Annotated in this window: 11 protein-coding genes; 5 read left to right on the forward strand and 6 right to left on the reverse strand. The window is 71.5% G+C overall.

The annotated features are described in order from the left end of the window. Positions 1-4: 4 nt before the first annotated feature. The 3 genes from ccrA to OHA73_RS33910 all read right to left on the reverse strand — a co-directional run bounded on the left by ccrA (position 5) and on the right by OHA73_RS33910 (position 4,558). Positions 5-1,378 carry a crotonyl-CoA carboxylase/reductase gene (ccrA, locus tag OHA73_RS33900; RefSeq protein WP_327656941.1) on the reverse strand — a complete coding sequence of 458 codons (1,374 nt, stop codon included), beginning with the start codon at positions 1,376-1,378 and terminating at the stop codon, positions 5-7. Positions 1,379-1,857: 479 nt separating this feature from the next. Further along, on the reverse strand, positions 1,858-2,682 hold the full coding sequence (locus OHA73_RS33905; protein WP_443063230.1) for a TetR family transcriptional regulator: 825 nt from the start codon (positions 2,680-2,682) through the stop codon (positions 1,858-1,860). Between the two features lie 85 nt (positions 2,683-2,767). Further along, the gene (locus OHA73_RS33910) at positions 2,768-4,558 is read right to left on the reverse strand and encodes a 3-hydroxyacyl-CoA dehydrogenase family protein (RefSeq protein WP_327656942.1); all 1,791 of its coding nucleotides are present in this window, start codon (positions 4,556-4,558) and stop codon (positions 2,768-2,770) included. Between the two features lie 365 nt (positions 4,559-4,923). On the opposite strand from OHA73_RS33910, the gene OHA73_RS33915 reads away from it, so the two are divergent. Next, the gene (locus OHA73_RS33915; protein ID WP_266715420.1) at positions 4,924-5,496 is read left to right on the forward strand and encodes an adenylosuccinate lyase; all 573 of its coding nucleotides are present in this window, start codon (positions 4,924-4,926) and stop codon (positions 5,494-5,496) included. 57 nt (positions 5,497-5,553) lie between these two features. Here OHA73_RS33915 and OHA73_RS33920 read toward each other — a convergent pair whose 3' ends face one another. Together OHA73_RS33920 and OHA73_RS33925 are read right to left on the reverse strand one after the other, a co-directional pair. Further along, positions 5,554-5,952 (reverse strand): RidA family protein, encoded by a 399-nt coding sequence (locus OHA73_RS33920; protein WP_266719003.1) that lies wholly within the window; start codon positions 5,950-5,952, stop codon positions 5,554-5,556. A 26-nt stretch (positions 5,953-5,978) separates the two neighbouring features. Then, positions 5,979-7,022 carry an Rv2578c family radical SAM protein gene (locus tag OHA73_RS33925; RefSeq protein WP_327656943.1) on the reverse strand — a complete coding sequence of 348 codons (1,044 nt, stop codon included), beginning with the start codon at positions 7,020-7,022 and terminating at the stop codon, positions 5,979-5,981. 270 nt (positions 7,023-7,292) lie between these two features. Here OHA73_RS33925 and OHA73_RS33930 point away from each other — a divergent pair, with 270 nt between their 5' ends. Both OHA73_RS33930 and OHA73_RS33935 read left to right on the forward strand, forming a co-directional pair. Beyond that, positions 7,293-7,736: an SRPBCC family protein gene (locus OHA73_RS33930; protein WP_267068637.1), complete on the forward strand. Its 444-nt coding sequence runs from the start codon at positions 7,293-7,295 to the stop codon at positions 7,734-7,736. Positions 7,737-7,958: 222 nt separating this feature from the next. Continuing rightward, positions 7,959-10,364: an MFS transporter gene (locus OHA73_RS33935; protein WP_327656944.1), complete on the forward strand. Its 2,406-nt coding sequence runs from the start codon at positions 7,959-7,961 to the stop codon at positions 10,362-10,364. Positions 10,365-10,755: 391 nt separating this feature from the next. Here the strand turns inward: OHA73_RS33935 and OHA73_RS33940 are convergent, their stop codons facing one another. Then, complete coding sequence (locus tag OHA73_RS33940; RefSeq protein WP_327656945.1) at positions 10,756-10,956, reverse strand: hypothetical protein; 201 nt, start codon at positions 10,954-10,956, stop codon at positions 10,756-10,758. A 1,812-nt stretch (positions 10,957-12,768) separates the two neighbouring features. On the opposite strand from OHA73_RS33940, the gene OHA73_RS33945 reads away from it, so the two are divergent. Continuing rightward, a complete protein-coding gene (locus OHA73_RS33945) occupies positions 12,769-15,150 on the forward strand; it encodes an ATP-binding SpoIIE family protein phosphatase (RefSeq protein WP_327656946.1) in 2,382 nt (793 codons plus the stop codon). Between the two features lie 85 nt (positions 15,151-15,235). Next, positions 15,236-15,961: a class I SAM-dependent methyltransferase gene (locus OHA73_RS33950; protein WP_266715427.1), complete on the forward strand. Its 726-nt coding sequence runs from the start codon at positions 15,236-15,238 to the stop codon at positions 15,959-15,961. The last annotated feature ends 23 nt before the right edge of the window (positions 15,962-15,984 follow it).

The raw sequence follows: 15,984 nt of genomic DNA on the forward strand, positions 1-15,984 counted from the left end.
AAGTTCAGACGTTCCGGCTGTGCTTGTTGTTTCGCTCCGCTGGCGCGTCGCGAAAGAGGTTGATGGCGTCGATGTGCTGCGCCCGCTTCTCGTGGTCGCGCACGCCGAGGCCCTCCTCGGGGGCGAGCGCGAGGACGCCGACCTTGCCCTGGTGGAGGTTGCGGTGCACGTCGTACGCGGCCTGGCCGGTGTCCTCCAGCGAGTAGACCTTCGACAGCGTCGGGTGGATCTTCCCCTTGGCGATCAGGCGGTTGGCCTCCCACGCCTCGCGGTAGTTGGCGAAGTGCGAGCCGATGATCCGCTTCAGGGACATCCACAGGTAGCGGTTGTCGTACTCGTGGTTGTAGCCGGAGGTCGAGGCGCAGGTGACGATGGTGCCGCCCTTGCGCGTGACGTAGACGGAGGCGCCGAAGGTCTCGCGGCCGGGGTGCTCGAAGACGATGTCGACGTCCTCGCCGCCGGTGAGTTCGCGGATCCGCTTGCCGAACCGCTTCCACTCGCGCGGGTCCTGGTTGTGCTCGTCCTTCCAGAACTTGTAGCCCTCGGCGTTCCGGTCGATGATCGCGTCGGCGCCCATGGCCCGGCAGATGTCGGCCTTCTGCTCGCTGCTGACGACACAGATGGGGTTGGCGCCGCCGGCGAGCGCGAACTGCGTGGCGTAACTGCCGAGTCCACCCGAGGCGCCCCAGATGAGGACGTTGTCGCCCTGCTTCATGCCGGCGCCGTTGCGGGACACCAGCTGGCGGTACGCGGTGGAGTTCACGAGGCCGGGAGCGGCGGCCTCCTCCCAGCTGAGGTGGTCCGGCTTCGGCATCAGCTGGTTGGACTTCACGAGCGCGATCTCGGCGAGGCCGCCGAAGTTGGTCTCGAAGCCCCAGATGCGCTGCTCGGGGTCGAGCATCGTGTCGTTGTGCCCGTCGCTCGACTCCAGCTCGACGCTGAGGCAGTGCGCGACGACCTCGTCGCCCGGGTGCCAGGCGTTCACGCCGGGGCCGGTGCGCAGCACGACGCCGGCGAGGTCGGAGCCGATGATGTGGTACGGCAGGTCGTGACGCTTCGTCAGTTCGCTCAACTTGCCGTAGCGCTCCAGGAATCCGAAGGTCGCCATCGGCTCGAAGATCGAGGTCCAGACGGAGTTGTAGTTCACGGAGGAGGCCATGACGGCGACGAGCGCCTCGCCGGGGCCGAGCTCGGGAACCGGCACGTCGTCCAGGTGGATCGACTTGCGCGGGTCCTTCTCGCGGGTCTCGAGCCCGGCGAACATCTCCGTCTCGTCCTTGTGCACGGTGATCGCGCGGTACGAGTCGGGGATCGGCATGGCGGCGAAGTCGGCAGACGTGGCGGTCTGCGACTGAATCGCGTCCAGGATGTCCTTCACGGTGGTGCCTCCGGCGGTGAGCGTCTGAGGGGAACGCTGAGTCGGGTGTGGCTGATGGCTGCGGTGGTGCGGTGAGGGTGTGTGCCGTCGGTTCGGCGGGGTGGTGCTGTGGCAGCGCTTGGTGTGGCGCGGAAGGTTGCCTGTGACGCAGGCGTCCGGGCGCGCGAATCACGGTCGTACGTGCCTCGCGGGGACAGCCCTCGCACGGAAGTTTTCCATGCGCCGGCCGCCCGGACACCTTCAACGTATGGCACGCCGTGACAACGCACAAGGCACTGCGTGCCATTAATTTCGCTCAGGTGAATTTTTTGTTGTTCAAGTGAGCGATGATCGATCAGGCGAGGTCAGGGGCGGGTTTCCGGGCGTGGAAAGGATCGATGATCGATCGCCGCGGCCGGTGGCGGTGTGGAAGGGGAACGCAAAAGGCGCCTCACCTGGCACTGCGTGCCAGGTGAGGCGCCTTGGAAGCGGCGGCCCCGCTACCGGTTCCTGAGGGCCTCTTCGATCGTGCGCATGACCTCCGGCAGCGGCGCGTCCGTGCGTGCCACCGTCACCAGGACCTCGCCGTTCTGCGAGACCTGCGCGGGGGCCGAGGGCGCGGCCGGGGTGCGGCCCGCGCCGATGCCGGTGCCGAACGTGCGGCGCACGATGGCGAAGGCGTGGTCGAGCTGGGTCTCGACGTCGCCCTGGCCGCCGGCCCGCAGCCAGCGGCGCAGCACGTGGTTGTGGGCCGTGACGACGGCGGATGCGGCCACCTCGGCGAGCAACGGGTCGTCGTTGCCGTCGTGGTGGGCCTGCTCGTCGAAGTGGCCCAGGAGATAGCGGGTGAACAGGCGCTCGTAGCGGGCCACCGAGGCGATCTCGGCCTCGCGCAGCGTCGGCACCTCGCGGGTCAGCTGGTAGCGGGCCACCGCCACCGTCGGCGACGCCGCGTACATCTTCATGACTTCCTTGATGCCCCGGCAGACCGTGTCCAGCGGGTGCTCCAGGGGCGGCGCCGCGTTCAGGACGGCCTCCGCGCGCACCAGGGTGTCGTCGTGGTCCGGGAAGATCGCCTCTTCCTTGGAGCGGAAGTGGCGGAAGAACGTGCGCCGGGCGACCCCGGCCGTCGCGGCGATCTCGTCGACCGTCGTCGCCTCGTACCCCTTCGTGGCGAAGAGCTCCATCGCCGCGGCCGCCAGCTCACGGCGCATCTTGAGCCGCTGGGCGGCGGCCCGATTGCCCGCGGCGCTCTCCGGGGCGTCGGGCGTGGCGGAGGTACGAGTGGACTGGTCGGCCTTGGGCATGACCCGAACGTACTGCATGTACGTGCCCGGTGGTGCCCCGGTCAGCGGGCCGCCCGACTCCCCGAGCAGCCCACCCCAACCGCTTTCGGCCTCCCCGAACGAATCAGCGCTTGGCATATTCGCGGAAACCACGGCCCGTCTTGCGGCCGAGGCAGCCCGCGGCCACCAGGTGCTCCAGGAGCGGTGCGGGGGCGAGGCCCGGGTCGCGGAACTCGCGGTGCAGGACGCGCTCGATGGCGAGCGAGACGTCCAGGCCGACCACGTCGAGGAGTTCGAACGGGCCCATCGGGTAGCCGCCGCCGAGCTTCATCGCGGCGTCGATGTCGTCGAGCGAGGCGTAGTGCTCCTCGACCATCTTGATCGCGTTGTTCAGGTACGGGAAGAGCAGCGCGTTCACGATGAACCCGGCCCGGTCACCGCAGTCCACGGGGTGCTTGCGGACCTTGCGGGTCAGCTCGCGGACGGTGGCGTGCACCTCGTCGGACGTGAGCACCGTGCGCACGACCTCGACCAGCTTCATGGCCGGCGCCGGATTGAAGAAGTGCATGCCGATGACGTCCTGCGGGCGCGAGGTGGCGCGGGCGCAGGCGACGACGGGCAGCGAGGACGTCGTGGTCGCGAGGATCGCGCCGGGCTTGCAGACCTTGTCGAACGTCGCGAACAGTTGCCGCTTGACGTCCAGGTCCTCGGCGACGGCCTCCAGGGCCAGATCGACATCGGCGAACGCGTCGTAGGAACCGGCGGGGGAGATGCGCCCGAGCGTGTCCTCGGCGTTCTCCGCGGTCATCCGGCCCTTGTCGACGGAGCGCCGGAGCGACTTGGCGATACGGCCCTTGGCCGCCTCCGCCTTCTCCTCGCTGCGGGCCGCGAGCACCACGTCGTACCCGGCCTTCGCGAACACCTCGGCGATCCCGGAGGCCATCGTCCCCGAGCCCGCGACGCCGACGGAGCGGACGGTGCGGGAGGGCCCCGTGAGGGAGTCGCTCAGCGGCGTCAGCGCGTCGCGCACCACGACGGAGCTGCCCGGTGCCTCGTACGTGTAGAAACCACGGCCCGCCTTGCGCCCGGTCAGACCCGCCTCGCTGAGCTGCTTGAGGATCGGGGCGGGGGCGTGCAGCCGGTCGTGCGACTCCGAGTACATGGCGTCGAGCACCGTACGCGCGGTGTCGACGCCGATCAGGTCGAGCAGCGCGAGCGGGCCCATCGGCAGCCCGCAGCCCAGCTTCATCGCGGAGTCGATGTCCTCGCGCGAGGCGTACTTGGCCTCGTACATGGCGGCGGCCTGGTTGAGGTAGCCGAAAAGCAGCCCGTCGGCGACGAAGCCGGGCCGGTCGCCCACCGCCACCGGGTCCTTGCCCAGCTCGATGGCGAGATCGGTGACGGTGGCGACGGCGGCCGGCGCGGTGAGCACGCTGGAGACCACCTCGACGAGCTTCATCGCCGGCGCCGGATTGAAGAAGTGCAGGCCGATGACGCGCTCGGGCCGCGCCGAATCGGCGGCGAGCCGAGTCACCGAGAGCGCGTTGGTGCCGGTCGCGAGGATGGTGTCGGGCCGCACGACGCCGTCGAGTTCGCGGAAGACCTGCTGCTTGATCTCGTACGACTCCGGGACGACCTCGATCACCAGGTCGGCCTCGGCCGCGGCCTGCAGATCGGTGAACGTACGGAAGCGGGCGAGCAGGTCCGCCCGCTGCTGCTCGGTGAGGTGCTCGCGGCGCACCGCACGCGCCGTCGAGGCCTCCACGGACGCCACGGCCTGCGCGGTGGCGGACTCGCTGATGTCGATGCCGACGACCTCGCGCCCGGCACGGGCCAGGACCTCGGCGATGCCGGTGCCCATCGTGCCGAGGCCGACGACGGCCACAGTTGAGATACGGGACAGGGGAGCGTCCATCTGGGGACTCCAGAAAATGAGGGTGAGGACTGCTGCGACTGATCCGCCGCACGCACGCGAACCGGGCAGGAATGAACTGCGCGAGCTGTGTGAGCTGCGCGTGCTGCCAACGGGTGTGGGCGGTGCGGGAGTTGAATCGAACCGGCGGCCCTGTCCCGGGGCCGAGCCGTACTGCGGTACACACGGGTACCGAACCGACTGACACTCACGACGGCTGCGTCACCAGGCCGCCGCGAGCGGTGCTGCGGGAAGTATGCCCCGCTCACCTGAGCTTAACCAGCGAGTAACGAGCGCGCCAGCCCTCGCCGTTGAAAGGTCGCTGTGATCTACGTCGCCGCAGGCCGTGCGCGTCTACCCTCGACGTCATGGACGAAGAGTCGCGAACGGTAACGGAACGCATCCGGAAGGAATCCGGCGGAACGCCCGCGTTCGAGCAGCTGGCCGCCTCCCACGACCGGGATGAGCTGGCGGCGGTGCTGACCGCGCCGCAGCAGCCGCTGTGGGCGCGGGAACTGGCGGCGTACCGGCTCGGCATGGCGGGCGACGGCCGCGCCTTCGAATCCCTCGTCCTGCTGCTCAACCACCGTGACCCGCAGCGCTGCGCCGCGGCGGCGCAGGCGCTGGCCGCGCTCGACGACCCGCGTACGGCGCGGGCGGCCGCCGCTCTGGCGACGAACGAGCTGCGCGTCGCCTACGCCCTGCACCCCATCCGCCTCCTCACCCAGCTCCGCGCCCCGGAGTCGGCCCCGGCCCTGATCGCCACGCTCCGTCGCCGCCTCGTCCCGCACGACCCGTACCGGAAGGTGGCCCTCGCCTGCGTGGAGGGCCTGGGCAGCCTCGCCGACCCGCGGGCCCGCGAGGTACTGAAAGAGGCGGCCACGCACCAGCGCCTCGCGATGGCCGCGGAGGCGGCGCTGGCGAGGCTGCCGCAGGGGTGAGGCGGGGCTGCCGCAGGGGCGGGCGGGGCGGCTGGGGCCTGTCGTTCGGGTCGGGCCCTACTCCGGCGTGACGGCCAGGGCCTCGATCTCCATCAGGAAGTCCGGCGACACCAGCGACGCGACCTGCACCGCGGAGGCGGCGGGCAGCCGCGCCGGGTCCAGGAACTCGTCGCGGGCCTGCCGCACGGCCGGCATATGGGCCACGTCCGTCACGAAGTACGTCACCTTCACCACGTCGTCGAAGGACGCCCCCGCCGCCGCCAGGCACCGGCGCAGATTCTCGAACACCTGCCGCGCCTGCGCCAACGGGTCGCCCGCGCCGACCAGTTCGCCCTTCTCGTCGAGGGCGAGCTGGCCGGACACGGCGATGAAGCGACCACTGCCCATGACCACGTGGCTGTAGGCGGCGGCCGGCGCGACGCCGTCGGGGGTGGGGATGTGGGTGAGGTGTGTCATGGGTTCATGTGTCATGGGTTCCATCCTCACAGCAGTGTGAGCTGGGTCGGCGCCGGCTCGGGGGCCGGCTCCTCCTCGCGGGCGGGGATGCGTCGGGGTGCGGCCGCCCGGGACGGGCCGATGCCGAACTCCTCGGCCAGTTCGTGGACTTGGCGGGTCACGCGGCGCTGGTACCACTTCGGGGCGTAGGCGCCCTCCGCGTACAGCCGCTCGTAGCGGCGCACCAGGTGCGGGTGGTGCTGCGCCAGCCACCCCATGAACCACTCGCGGGCGCCGGGGCGCAGATGCAGCACCAGCGGGGTCACGGACGTCGCGCCCGCCTGGGCGATGGCGCGGACCGTCGCCCGCAGCTGATCGGGGTGGTCGCCGAGGAAGGGGATCACCGGGGCCATCAGGACCCCGCAGCCGATCCCCGCGTCGGTGAGAGCGCGTACGACACCGAGGCGGCGCTCGGGCGCGGGCGTGCCCGGCTCGACGGTGCGCCACAGCTCGCGGTCCACGAAGCCGACCGAGACCGATATCCCGACGTCCGTCACCTCCGCCGCCTGGCGAAGGACCGGCAGGTCGCGCAGGATCAGCGTGCCCTTCGTCAGGATCGAGAACGGGTTCGCGAAGTCGCGCAGCGCCTCGATGATGCCGGGCATCAACTGGTAGCGGCCCTCGGCCCGTTGATAGCAGTCGACGTTCGTGCCCATCGCGATGTGCTCGCCGTGCCAGCGGCGCGAGGCGAGGTGGTGGCGCAGCAGCTGCGGCGCGTTCATCTTCACCACGATCTGACTGTCGAAGCCGAGCCCGGTGTCGAGGTCCAGATAGCGGTGGGTGTTGCGGGCGAAGCAGTAGACGCACGCGTGAGTGCAGCCGCGGTACGGGTTGACGGTCCACTCGAACGGCATCCGGGACGCCCCCGGCACCCGGTTCACGATCGACCGGGCCCGGATCTCGTGGAACGTCACGCCTGCGAATTCAGGGGTGTCGAATGTGCGGCTCACGACCGCGTCCGCGCCGAACAGCGCGGCATCCCGGGCTCGCCCATGGTCGGCGGGTTCGTCCGTGAGGTTCTCCCAGCGCATGACGCCTCCTCGGTAGCACTGACCACAGAATAGAACACATGTTCCCTTGATCGTGCGAACCCGGTGCGATCCCCGTACGACCCCCGTACGACCCCCGTACGACCCCCGTGCGAACGCCCTACGTAGCAGGTGTGGCCGGGGTCCGGCCCCGATTTGGGCGGCCGGTACGGAGGGTGGTTGGCTTGACACCGCCCATGGGCCGGTCGTCACGCTCCCGTCTGCCCGGCGGCCCGGGCGGTCCCTGAAGAACCAATTGCTGGAGGAAGTGTCATGGCGCAGGTCGAGGCCACCACGGAACGTGTCGTCGCCGCGAAGCCGGACGACGTCTTCGACGCCCTCGCCGACTACAGCGGCACGCGCGCGAAGATGCTGCCCGAGCACTTCAGTGAGTACGAGGTGCGCGAGGGCGGCGACGGCGAGGGCACGCTCGTGCACTGGAAGCTCCAGGCCACCAGCAAGCGCGTGCGCGACTGCCTGCTCGACGTGACCGAGCCGACCGACGGCGAGCTCGTCGAGACGGACCGCAACTCCTCCATGGTCACGACGTGGCGCGTCACGCCGGCCGGTGAAGGCCAGTCGCGCGTCACCGTCACGACCGTGTGGAACGGTGCGGGCGGCATCGGCGGCTTCTTCGAGAAGACCTTCGCCCCCAAGGGGCTCGGCCGCATCTACGACGCCGTGCTCGAGGGGCTGGCCGCCCAGGTCGAGAAGTAACCCGCGTGGGCGGCCAGTTGTGAGGCTCGCGTCGTGACCCTCGCGCACTGATTCGCCGCTCACCGTTTCGAGTGGTTCTCGTTCTGCCGCCGTTGTACGCCGTAGGGCTCCTACCGGCGGATACGTCGATCCGGCCCACCTGAACAGCGACTCGTCGCGCTTGCTCCCAGTTGTCGCGTAATGCGAGAAATGGCCGCGCAAGGGCGACGAGGGGAGCTTCAGGTGGGCACGGTGACGCTGGTGACCGATCCGGTCGGGGATCCGGTGGCCCCACCCGACCACCCGCAGGTGCCGCAACGGCCCGCGGAGCCCGCCGAGTTGCCCGGCCACGGGCTCAGCCCGCGCCGCGTCCGCATGGTCTTCGTCGGCCTGATGCTGGCGCTGCTGCTCGCCGCCCTCGAGCAGATGATCGTCGCCACGGCGCTGCCCCGGATCGTCGGCGAACTGCACGGCCTGGACAAGATGTCCTGGGCGATCACCGCCTACCTGCTGACCTCCACCATCGGCCTGCCGATCTACGGAAAGCTCGGCGACCTCTTCGGCCGCAAGGGCGTCTTCCAGTTCGCGATCGTCGTCTTCATCGTCGGCTCCGCGCTCGCGGGCCGCGCGCAGACGATGGACCAACTCATCGCGTTCCGCGCCCTCCAGGGCGTCGGCGCGGGCGGACTCATGATCGGCGTACAGGCGATCATCGGCGACATCGTGCCGCCGCGCGAACGCGGTCGCTACATGGGCCTGATCGGCGCCGCGTTCGGCCTCGCCTCGGTCGCGGGCCCGCTGCTCGGCGGCTACTTCACCGACCATCTGTCCTGGCGCTGGTGCTTCTACATCAACGTCCCGTTCGGCCTGCTCACCCTCGCGGTGACGGCGGTCGTCCTCAAGCTCCCCAAGCCGACGAAGAAGGCTCGACTCGACGTCATGGGCGCGCTGTTGCTGGCCGCGGCCTCCACCTGCCTTGTGCTGCTGACCAGTTGGGGAGGGACCGAGTACGAGTGGGGCGACCGCGTCATCATCGGGCTCGGCGCGGGCGCCCTCGCCTCGACGCTCCTCTTCCTCCTCGCCGAGAAGTTCGCCGCCGAACCCCTCATCCCGCTGCGGCTGTTCCGCGACTCGGTGTTCAACGTCAGCGGGCTCGTCGGCATGGTCGTGGGCGTCGCGCTGTTCGGCGCGGCGAGCTATCTGCCGACGTTCCTCCAGATGGTCGACGGGGCGTCGGCCACCGAGTCGGGCCTGCTGATGCTGCCCATGATGGGCGGGGTGGTCATCGCCTCCATCGTCTCCGGCCAACTCATCAGCCACACGGGCCGCTACAAGCTCTACCCGATCCTCGGCGGCGCGCTGTCCACGGCGGGCATGTATCTGCTCTCCCGCCTCGAAGTGGACACCCCGCGCCTCGAATACAGCGTCTACATGGCCGTGTTGGGCGCAGGCATCGGCCTGATCATGCCGGTCCTCGTGCTCGCCGTGCAGAACTCCGTACGCGCCTCGGACCTCGGCACCGCCACCAGCGCCAACAACTACTTCCGGCAGATCGGCGGCAGCGTGGGCGCCGCGATCTTCGGCACGCTCTTCGCGGACCGGCTCGCCGATTCCCTCGCCGACCGCGTCCCCAGCGGCGGGCGGCTGCCCGACGCCGAGTCCATCACCCCGCAGCTCGTGCACGCGATGCCCGCGGCGCTGCGCACCCCGTACATCGAGGCATACGCCGACGCGATGCCCCGGATCTTCCTCTACCTGGTGCCGGTCCTCGTCCTTGGCCTGCTCCTCGCCTTCTTCCTCAAGGAGACACCGCTGTTGTCCAGTTCCGCCGGCTCCGTCGGCTCCGAGGCCCATGTCATTCCCGCGCAGGAGCGCACCTCCGGATACGCCGCCGGGCTCCCGGTCTGCGGGACCGTACGGCACTCCGACGGCACGCCGGTGCCGCGCGCCGCGCTCACCCTCATCGACGTGGGCGGCTCACAGATCGGCCGCGGCGCGAGCGGCGACGACGGTCGCTACGCGCTCGCGACGCCGGGTACGGGGTCCTATGTCCTGATCGCGGCGGCCGGTGGCCACCAGCCGCAGGCCGTGACGGTCACGGTCGGCGAGCGCCCCGTCGACCTCGACGTGGTCCTCGGCGGCGCGGGTCGCCTGGCCGGATCGGTGCTCACGGCGGACGGAACTCCCGTACGCGAAGCGATCGTTACGTTGACGAACGTGCACGGTGAAGTGGTGTCGACGACGCGCTCCGGCCGCGAAGGCGGCTACGTCATCACGGAGTTGGTGGCCGGCGAGTACACCCTGGCCGCCAGCGCCCCCGCGTTCAGGCCGGCCGCGCTGCCGGTGACGGTGATGGCCTCCCGCGAGACCCGCCAGGACGTGGAGCTCGCGGGCGGAGCGATGCTGAGGGGGACGGTGCGGGCGGGTGGTGGCCGTCCGGTGGAGGATGCGCGGGTGACGCTGCTCGATGTCGCGGGCAACGTGGTGGACACGCTGACGACGGGCCCGGACGGCACGTTCCGCTTCGTGGACCTGGCGTCCGGCGAGTACACGGTGATCGCGGCGGGTTACCCGCCGGTGGCGACGGTCCTTCAGGTGGCGGGTGGGGGGCGCACGGAGCGTGACCTTCAGCTGGGGCACGAGGACTGACGTCGGGCCGGGCGCGGGGCTGCGCGGCACGGTCCCGTTCGGCCTGCGCCGCGGCCCCATCTCCCACGCGGGGCGTCGGCCGCCGTGTTCCGGGCGTGCCAGATGCGCGGCACCGGGCCCTTGCCGTGGTGGGCCCGCCCGTCCCCGCTGAACGTCCCCGTCCCCTCTCCGGCTGCGCCGGTGCCCGGCCATCTCCCACCCACCCGCCCCCTCCGGGGGCTTCGGCCTCCGTTGCCCTGGCGTAGGCAGGTGCGCGGCATCGGGCCCTTGCCGTGGTGGGCCCTGCCGTCCCGGCTGTACGGCCCCGTGCCCTCTCCGGCTGTGCCGGTACCCGGTCATCTCCCACCCGCCCGCCCCCTCCGGGGGCTTCAGCCCCCGTGTCCCTGGCGAGTCAGGTGCGCGGCACCGGGAGCGTGCCGTGCTCGGCCCTCTCGGCCTCGTCGCGCGGCACCGCCCCGTTCAGGCTGCGCCGCATGCCCATCCCCCCGGGGCTTCGGCGCCTGCGCAGCACTGGGGCCTTGCTGTGGTCGGCCCTCTGGCGCCGTTGGGCGGCACCGTTGCGTTGGGGCTGCGCGGCTGGCTCATCTCCCACCCGCCCGTCTCCTCCGGGGGCTTTGGCCCCCGTGTCCCTGGCGTGACAGGTGCGCGGCACCGGGGCCTTGCCGTGGTCGACCTCCCCGGTTCCGCTGCGCGACACCGCCCTGTCCAGGCGGCGCGGCTGGCTCATCTCCCTCCCGCCCGCCTCCTCCGGGGGCTTCGGCCCGTCCGGGGTCCGGTTGCTGCGCCGGGGCGGGGCCTTCCGTGAGGGGTGTGCTGCACCGGGGTGCCGCCTTGCCCACCCTGCCGCCCCAGGCGGCAGATTGCCCGAGGCGGCGACGGCCGACGGCCTGGGGTGGGGAGCCGTGTTCGCGGCGGGTTGCCCGAGGCGGTGGTGGCCGACCGTCTCGGGTGGGGAGCCGTGCTTGCGGCGGGTTGCCCGAGGCGGTGGTGGCGTCGACCGCAACGGGTGGTGAGCCGTGTTCGCGGCAGATTGCCCGAGGCGGCGACGGCCGACGGCCTGGGGTGGGGAGCCGTGTTCGCGGCGGGTTGCCCGAGGCGGTGGTGGCCGACCGTCTCGGGTGGGGAGCCGTGCTTGCGGCGGGTTGCCCGAGGCGGTGGTGGCGTCGACCGCAACGGGTGGTGAGCCGTGTTCGCGGCAGATTGCCCGAGGCGGCGACGGCCGACCGCCTGGGGTGGGGAGCCGTGCTCGCGGCGGGTTGCCCGAGGCGGGGGTGGCGTCGACCGCAACGGGTGGGGAGCCGTGGCTGCCAGCGGGTTGCTCAAGGCGGCGACGGTCGACCGTCTCGGGTGGGGAGCCGTGCCTGCGGTGGATTGCCCAAGGCGGGGGTGGCGTCGACCCCAACGGGTGGGGAGCCGCGGCCGCCGCCGGATCGCCCAAGGCGGTGGTGGCCGACCGTCTCGGGTGGGGAGCCGTGCCTGCGCCGGATCGCCCAGGGCGGGGGCGCCCCTCGCCGTCACGGGTGGGGGCCGTGGCTGCTGGCGGTTCGCCCAAGGCGTGGCGCGGCCTCCGTCGGGCCGACGCCCCCGGAGGGGGCGGGTGGGTGGGAGATGGGCGCGCCAACGGCGGGCATTTCAAGCGTAACGGCGAGGGCGGCCCCTCAAGCCTCACGGCGGTCGCGGCCCCTCAAGCGCCACGACGGTGTCGGCCCCCAAGCGCCAGGGTGAGGGCGGCTCCTCAAGCCCCACGGCGGTGTCGGCCCTCAAGCGCCAGGGTGAGGGCGGCTCCTCAAGCCCCACGGCGGTCGCGGCCTCTCAAGCGCCACGATGGTGGAGGCCGCTCAAGCGCCACGATGGTGGAGGCTCCTCAAGCGCCACGATGGTGGAGGCTCCTCAAGCGCCACGACGGTCGCGGTCCTCAAGTCCGTAGGCGGCGACGGCACTCTCGAGCCCCGTGTCGGGTGGGCCCCCAAACCCCTGCGGCGGGTGGGCATTTCAAGCCCCCCCTCTGGGACGAGACTCGCGGGGTTCGGGGCAGAGCCCCGTGGCGTGGGACACAGCAGGCCGTGAGTCACGTGGGGCCGCGCACAACAAGCCCCGTCGGCGATTGAGGCGCGGGGTCCGGGGCGGAGCCCCGTGTCCGTAACGCCGGTTCGGCGAAATCAGCCCCGCCGGCGATTGAGGCGCGGGGGCCGGGGCAGAGCCCCGAGGCCGTAACCCCGGTTCGGCACGATCAGCTCCGCCGCCGATTGACCCCCGAGGCCGTGGACCCGCGGGGCCGCAGGGGCCCGTGGCGTCAAGGCCCATGACGTAATTACCGGCAAGAAGCCACCCGCCAACCGGCGGAGCCGTACCGTGGAAAGAGGCGGCGCGCACCCCCGGCGCGCCGGAGGGAAGGAACGCGGCGATGGACGGCACCGGTCAAGCCCCGCAGGGCCGCGTCCCGCTCGCCGTCGTGGTGATCGACCACGCGGGCCGCGTCTCGCACTGGAGCAGCGGCGCCCGCCGCCTCTTCGGCCCGCCGAAGGAGGACGCGGTGGGTCGCCCCGCCGCCGACCTCCTGCCGGTCTCCGGCGCACTCCCGCAAGAGAGCCCCGCGCCGCACGACTTGGAGGAGTCGCTCGGCGGCCAGCTGTCCTACCCGGCCGCGGGACGCGCCCGCCTCGACACCAGCGCGGAGCCCCGCGACCGTATCGACGTCCTGTGGTGGGCGTACCCCCTGGTGGGCCCGGGCCCCGAGCGGCTGCTCGTGCTGGCCGCCGACGCCCAGAAGTTGGGCGGCGACGAGGGGCCGGGGGTCGAGCGGATAGCCCCCGCGTTCGCGCTGCACACGGACTTCCCCGCGGCCGACGAACTCGCCCGCAAGCTGCCCGAGATCCTGCCGAGCATGAGCGTCGCCGAGAGCGCCCGGATCGTGTCGCAGGTGCTCGAACTCGGTTATCCGGTACTCGAGTTCAGTCAGCATGAACAGGTTCCTGTTACCGCGGACTGGGGCGTCTCCCGGCGTACCGAACGCAAGGCGCGCCGCGCGCAGGCCGCCCGCGCCACCGCGCTGGGCGTGCCCTCCCCCCGCGCACCGCTCGACGACGCAGACACCGCGGAGGACCTCGAATACGCGGCCGTGCGCGACCGCCTCGAATTCCTCAATGAGGTGAGCGGGCGCATAGGTTCGTCCCTCGACCTGTCCCGCACCATCGTCGAGGTCAGCCGCGCGGTCGTGCCCCGCTTCACCGATGTGGCGGGCACGTATCTGCGTGAGCAGGTCGTCGCGGGCGAGGGCTTTCCCGAGGGCGCGCCCGACGCCACCACGATGTGGCACCGCGTCGCCCTGGAGCACACCGACGAGCCGGGCCGCTGGGACGATGTCGTACCGGTCGGCGAGTCCATGCCGTTCCCGGTGCACACCCCGTTCTTCCAGTGCATGACCAGCGGTGACCCGGTCCTCGTGCCGTACATCTCGGAGGAGATGGGCAACGCGATCGCGTCGCAGTTCGAGAAGCGCGACATCCGGCCACTGATCAACCACCGGTCGATGCTGGTGGTGCCGCTGAAGGCGCGCAATGTGGTGCTCGGTTTCATGATTCTGCTGCGGCACCAGGAGCGGCCCGTCTTCAACGACATGGACCGCGTGACCGGCGCCGAACTCGCCGCGCGGGCCGGCCTCGTACTCGACAACGCGCGCATGTACACCTACCAGGAGGCCGTCGCCGAAACGCTCCAGGACAGCATGCTGCCGCAGATCGAGCCGCACATGCCGGGCTGCGACATCGCCACCCGCTATCTGCCGGGCACGCTGCTCGGGCGGGTCGGCGGCGACTGGTTCGACTCCATCAAGCTGCCGGGCGCGCGCACCGCGCTCGTCGTCGGTGACGTGATGGGGCACGGGCTCAACTCCGCGGCGATGATGGGGCAGTTGAGGACCGCCGTGCAGACCATGGCGGCGCTCGACCTGCCACCCGCTCAACTCCTGCGCAATCTGGACGACTTGGCTCAGCGGCTCGGCGACAACTATCTGGCGACGTGCCTGTACGCCGTCTACGACCCCATCGTCGGTGAGCTGCACCTCGCCAACGCCGGGCACATCCCGCCCGTTCTGGTGCGCGCTGCCGACGGTGGCAGTGAACTGCTCGAACTGCCCACGGGCGCCCCGATCGGCGTCGGCGGCGTGCCGTTCGAATCCGTACGGGTCCCGGTCGCGCCCGGCGACCGCCTGGTGATGTGCACGGACGGCCTGGTCGAGGTGCGCGGCGAGGACATCGGCGTGGGGCTCGCGACGCTCTGCGAGTCCGCCGCCCACCCGGCCGCCTCCATGGACGACGCCTGCGACACCATCATCCGCTCGCTGGCCACGAGGGGCGGCCGCAAGGACGACGTGGCCCTGCTGCTCGCGCGGCTCAACGGGTTCGAGGCGGACGACGTCGCCCACTGGACCTTCGCCCCGGAGCCCGCCGAGGTGCCACGCGCGCGTGGTCTCGTACGCGAGCGGCTCGCGCGGTGGCGCCTGTCGGGGATCTCGGACTCCGCGGAACTGATCGTGAGCGAACTCGTCAGCAATGCCGTACGTCATGCGCGCGGCGGCCCTGTGCAGTTGCGCCTGGTGCGCTCGAGGACGCTGCTGTGCGAGGTCGAGGACACCGAGCACGCGCTGCCGACGTTGCTCAGCGTGGAGCCCGGCGACGAGTTCGGGAGGGGGCTTCGCGTGGTGGCGCGGCTCTCGCGCGCGTGGGGCACGAGTCGCACGGCGACGGGAAAGACCGTGTGGTTCGAACTTTCCGCGTCGTCTCGGTGAAGGTGCGTACGGCGTTCTTGTGGGGCGTGTCCCGGAGCGGTAGACCGAGCTGACACTTCGGCTGCCGCACCCTGGGGAGGGCTCCATGAGCGTGAGCGAGCGCTACAAGGAAGCGTGGGAGAGCTTCTGGGAGGACGCCTCGCCCGAGCCGGGAGGTGTCTTCTGGGACTCCGAGCCCGCTGTCACGGCGGGGCTTCATCTAGCCCTTTTCGAGCCGGAGTTGGCGGCGCCGGACCTGCCGATGCTTGACCTCGGCTGCGGGAACGGCACGCAGACCCGCTTCCTCGCCGACCGCTATCCGAGAGTCGTCGGCGCCGACCTGTCGGCGGCCGCCCTCGGCCGGGCCCGCGAGGCCGATCCTGCGGGACAGGCCGACTACCGGGAGCTCGACGCCACCGACAACGACCAAATGGGCTCCCTGCACGCCGAGTTGGGCGACGTCAACGTCTATATGCGGGGCGTGCTGCATCAGAGCGAGCCCACCGACCGGCAGTTGCTCGTCGACGCGATCGCGGCGCTCGTCGGCGAGCGCGGGCGCGGCTTCGTGGTCGAGCTGTCGGAGCGGGCGCGGCCGATCCTGGAGGAGCTCGCGACGGGACCGGCAGGGCCGCCGCCCAAGCTGGGCGAGGTGTTCTCGCACGGCATCGCGCCCGGCGAGGTCTCCGACGAGGTGGTGCCGGAGTACGTGGCGGCGGCGGGCCTCTCGGTGCTCGCCGCGGGGGAGCTGCCGCTCGTGACGACGGATTTCTCGGCCGACGGCGGTCGCATCGAGCTGCCCTCGACATGGCTGGTGGTGGGCCGGTCAGACTAATTCCGGGTGCCGCCGCAACGCGC

It is taken from the genome of Streptomyces sp. NBC_00483, from assembly GCF_036013745.1.
In the GTDB taxonomy this organism is placed as follows: Bacteria; Actinomycetota; Actinomycetes; order Streptomycetales; family Streptomycetaceae; genus Streptomyces.

Excerpts from the sequence above, each read along its gene's own strand:
- OHA73_RS33905 (WP_443063230.1), bottom strand. The coding sequence starts at position 2,682 with ATGCAGTACGTTCGGGTCATGCCCAAGGCCGACCAGTCCACTCGTACC.
- OHA73_RS33910 (WP_327656942.1), bottom strand. The coding sequence starts at position 4,558 with ATGGACGCTCCCCTGTCCCGTATCTCAACTGTGGCCGTCGTCGGCCTC.
- OHA73_RS33915 (WP_266715420.1), top strand. The coding sequence starts at position 4,924 with ATGGACGAAGAGTCGCGAACGGTAACGGAACGCATCCGGAAGGAATCC.
- OHA73_RS33920 (WP_266719003.1), bottom strand. The coding sequence starts at position 5,952 with ATGACACACCTCACCCACATCCCCACCCCCGACGGCGTCGCGCCGGCC.
- OHA73_RS33925 (WP_327656943.1), bottom strand. The coding sequence starts at position 7,022 with ATGCGCTGGGAGAACCTCACGGACGAACCCGCCGACCATGGGCGAGCC.
- OHA73_RS33930 (WP_267068637.1), top strand. The coding sequence starts at position 7,293 with ATGGCGCAGGTCGAGGCCACCACGGAACGTGTCGTCGCCGCGAAGCCG.
- OHA73_RS33945 (WP_327656946.1), top strand. The coding sequence starts at position 12,769 with ATGGACGGCACCGGTCAAGCCCCGCAGGGCCGCGTCCCGCTCGCCGTC.
- OHA73_RS33950 (WP_266715427.1), top strand. The coding sequence starts at position 15,236 with ATGAGCGTGAGCGAGCGCTACAAGGAAGCGTGGGAGAGCTTCTGGGAG.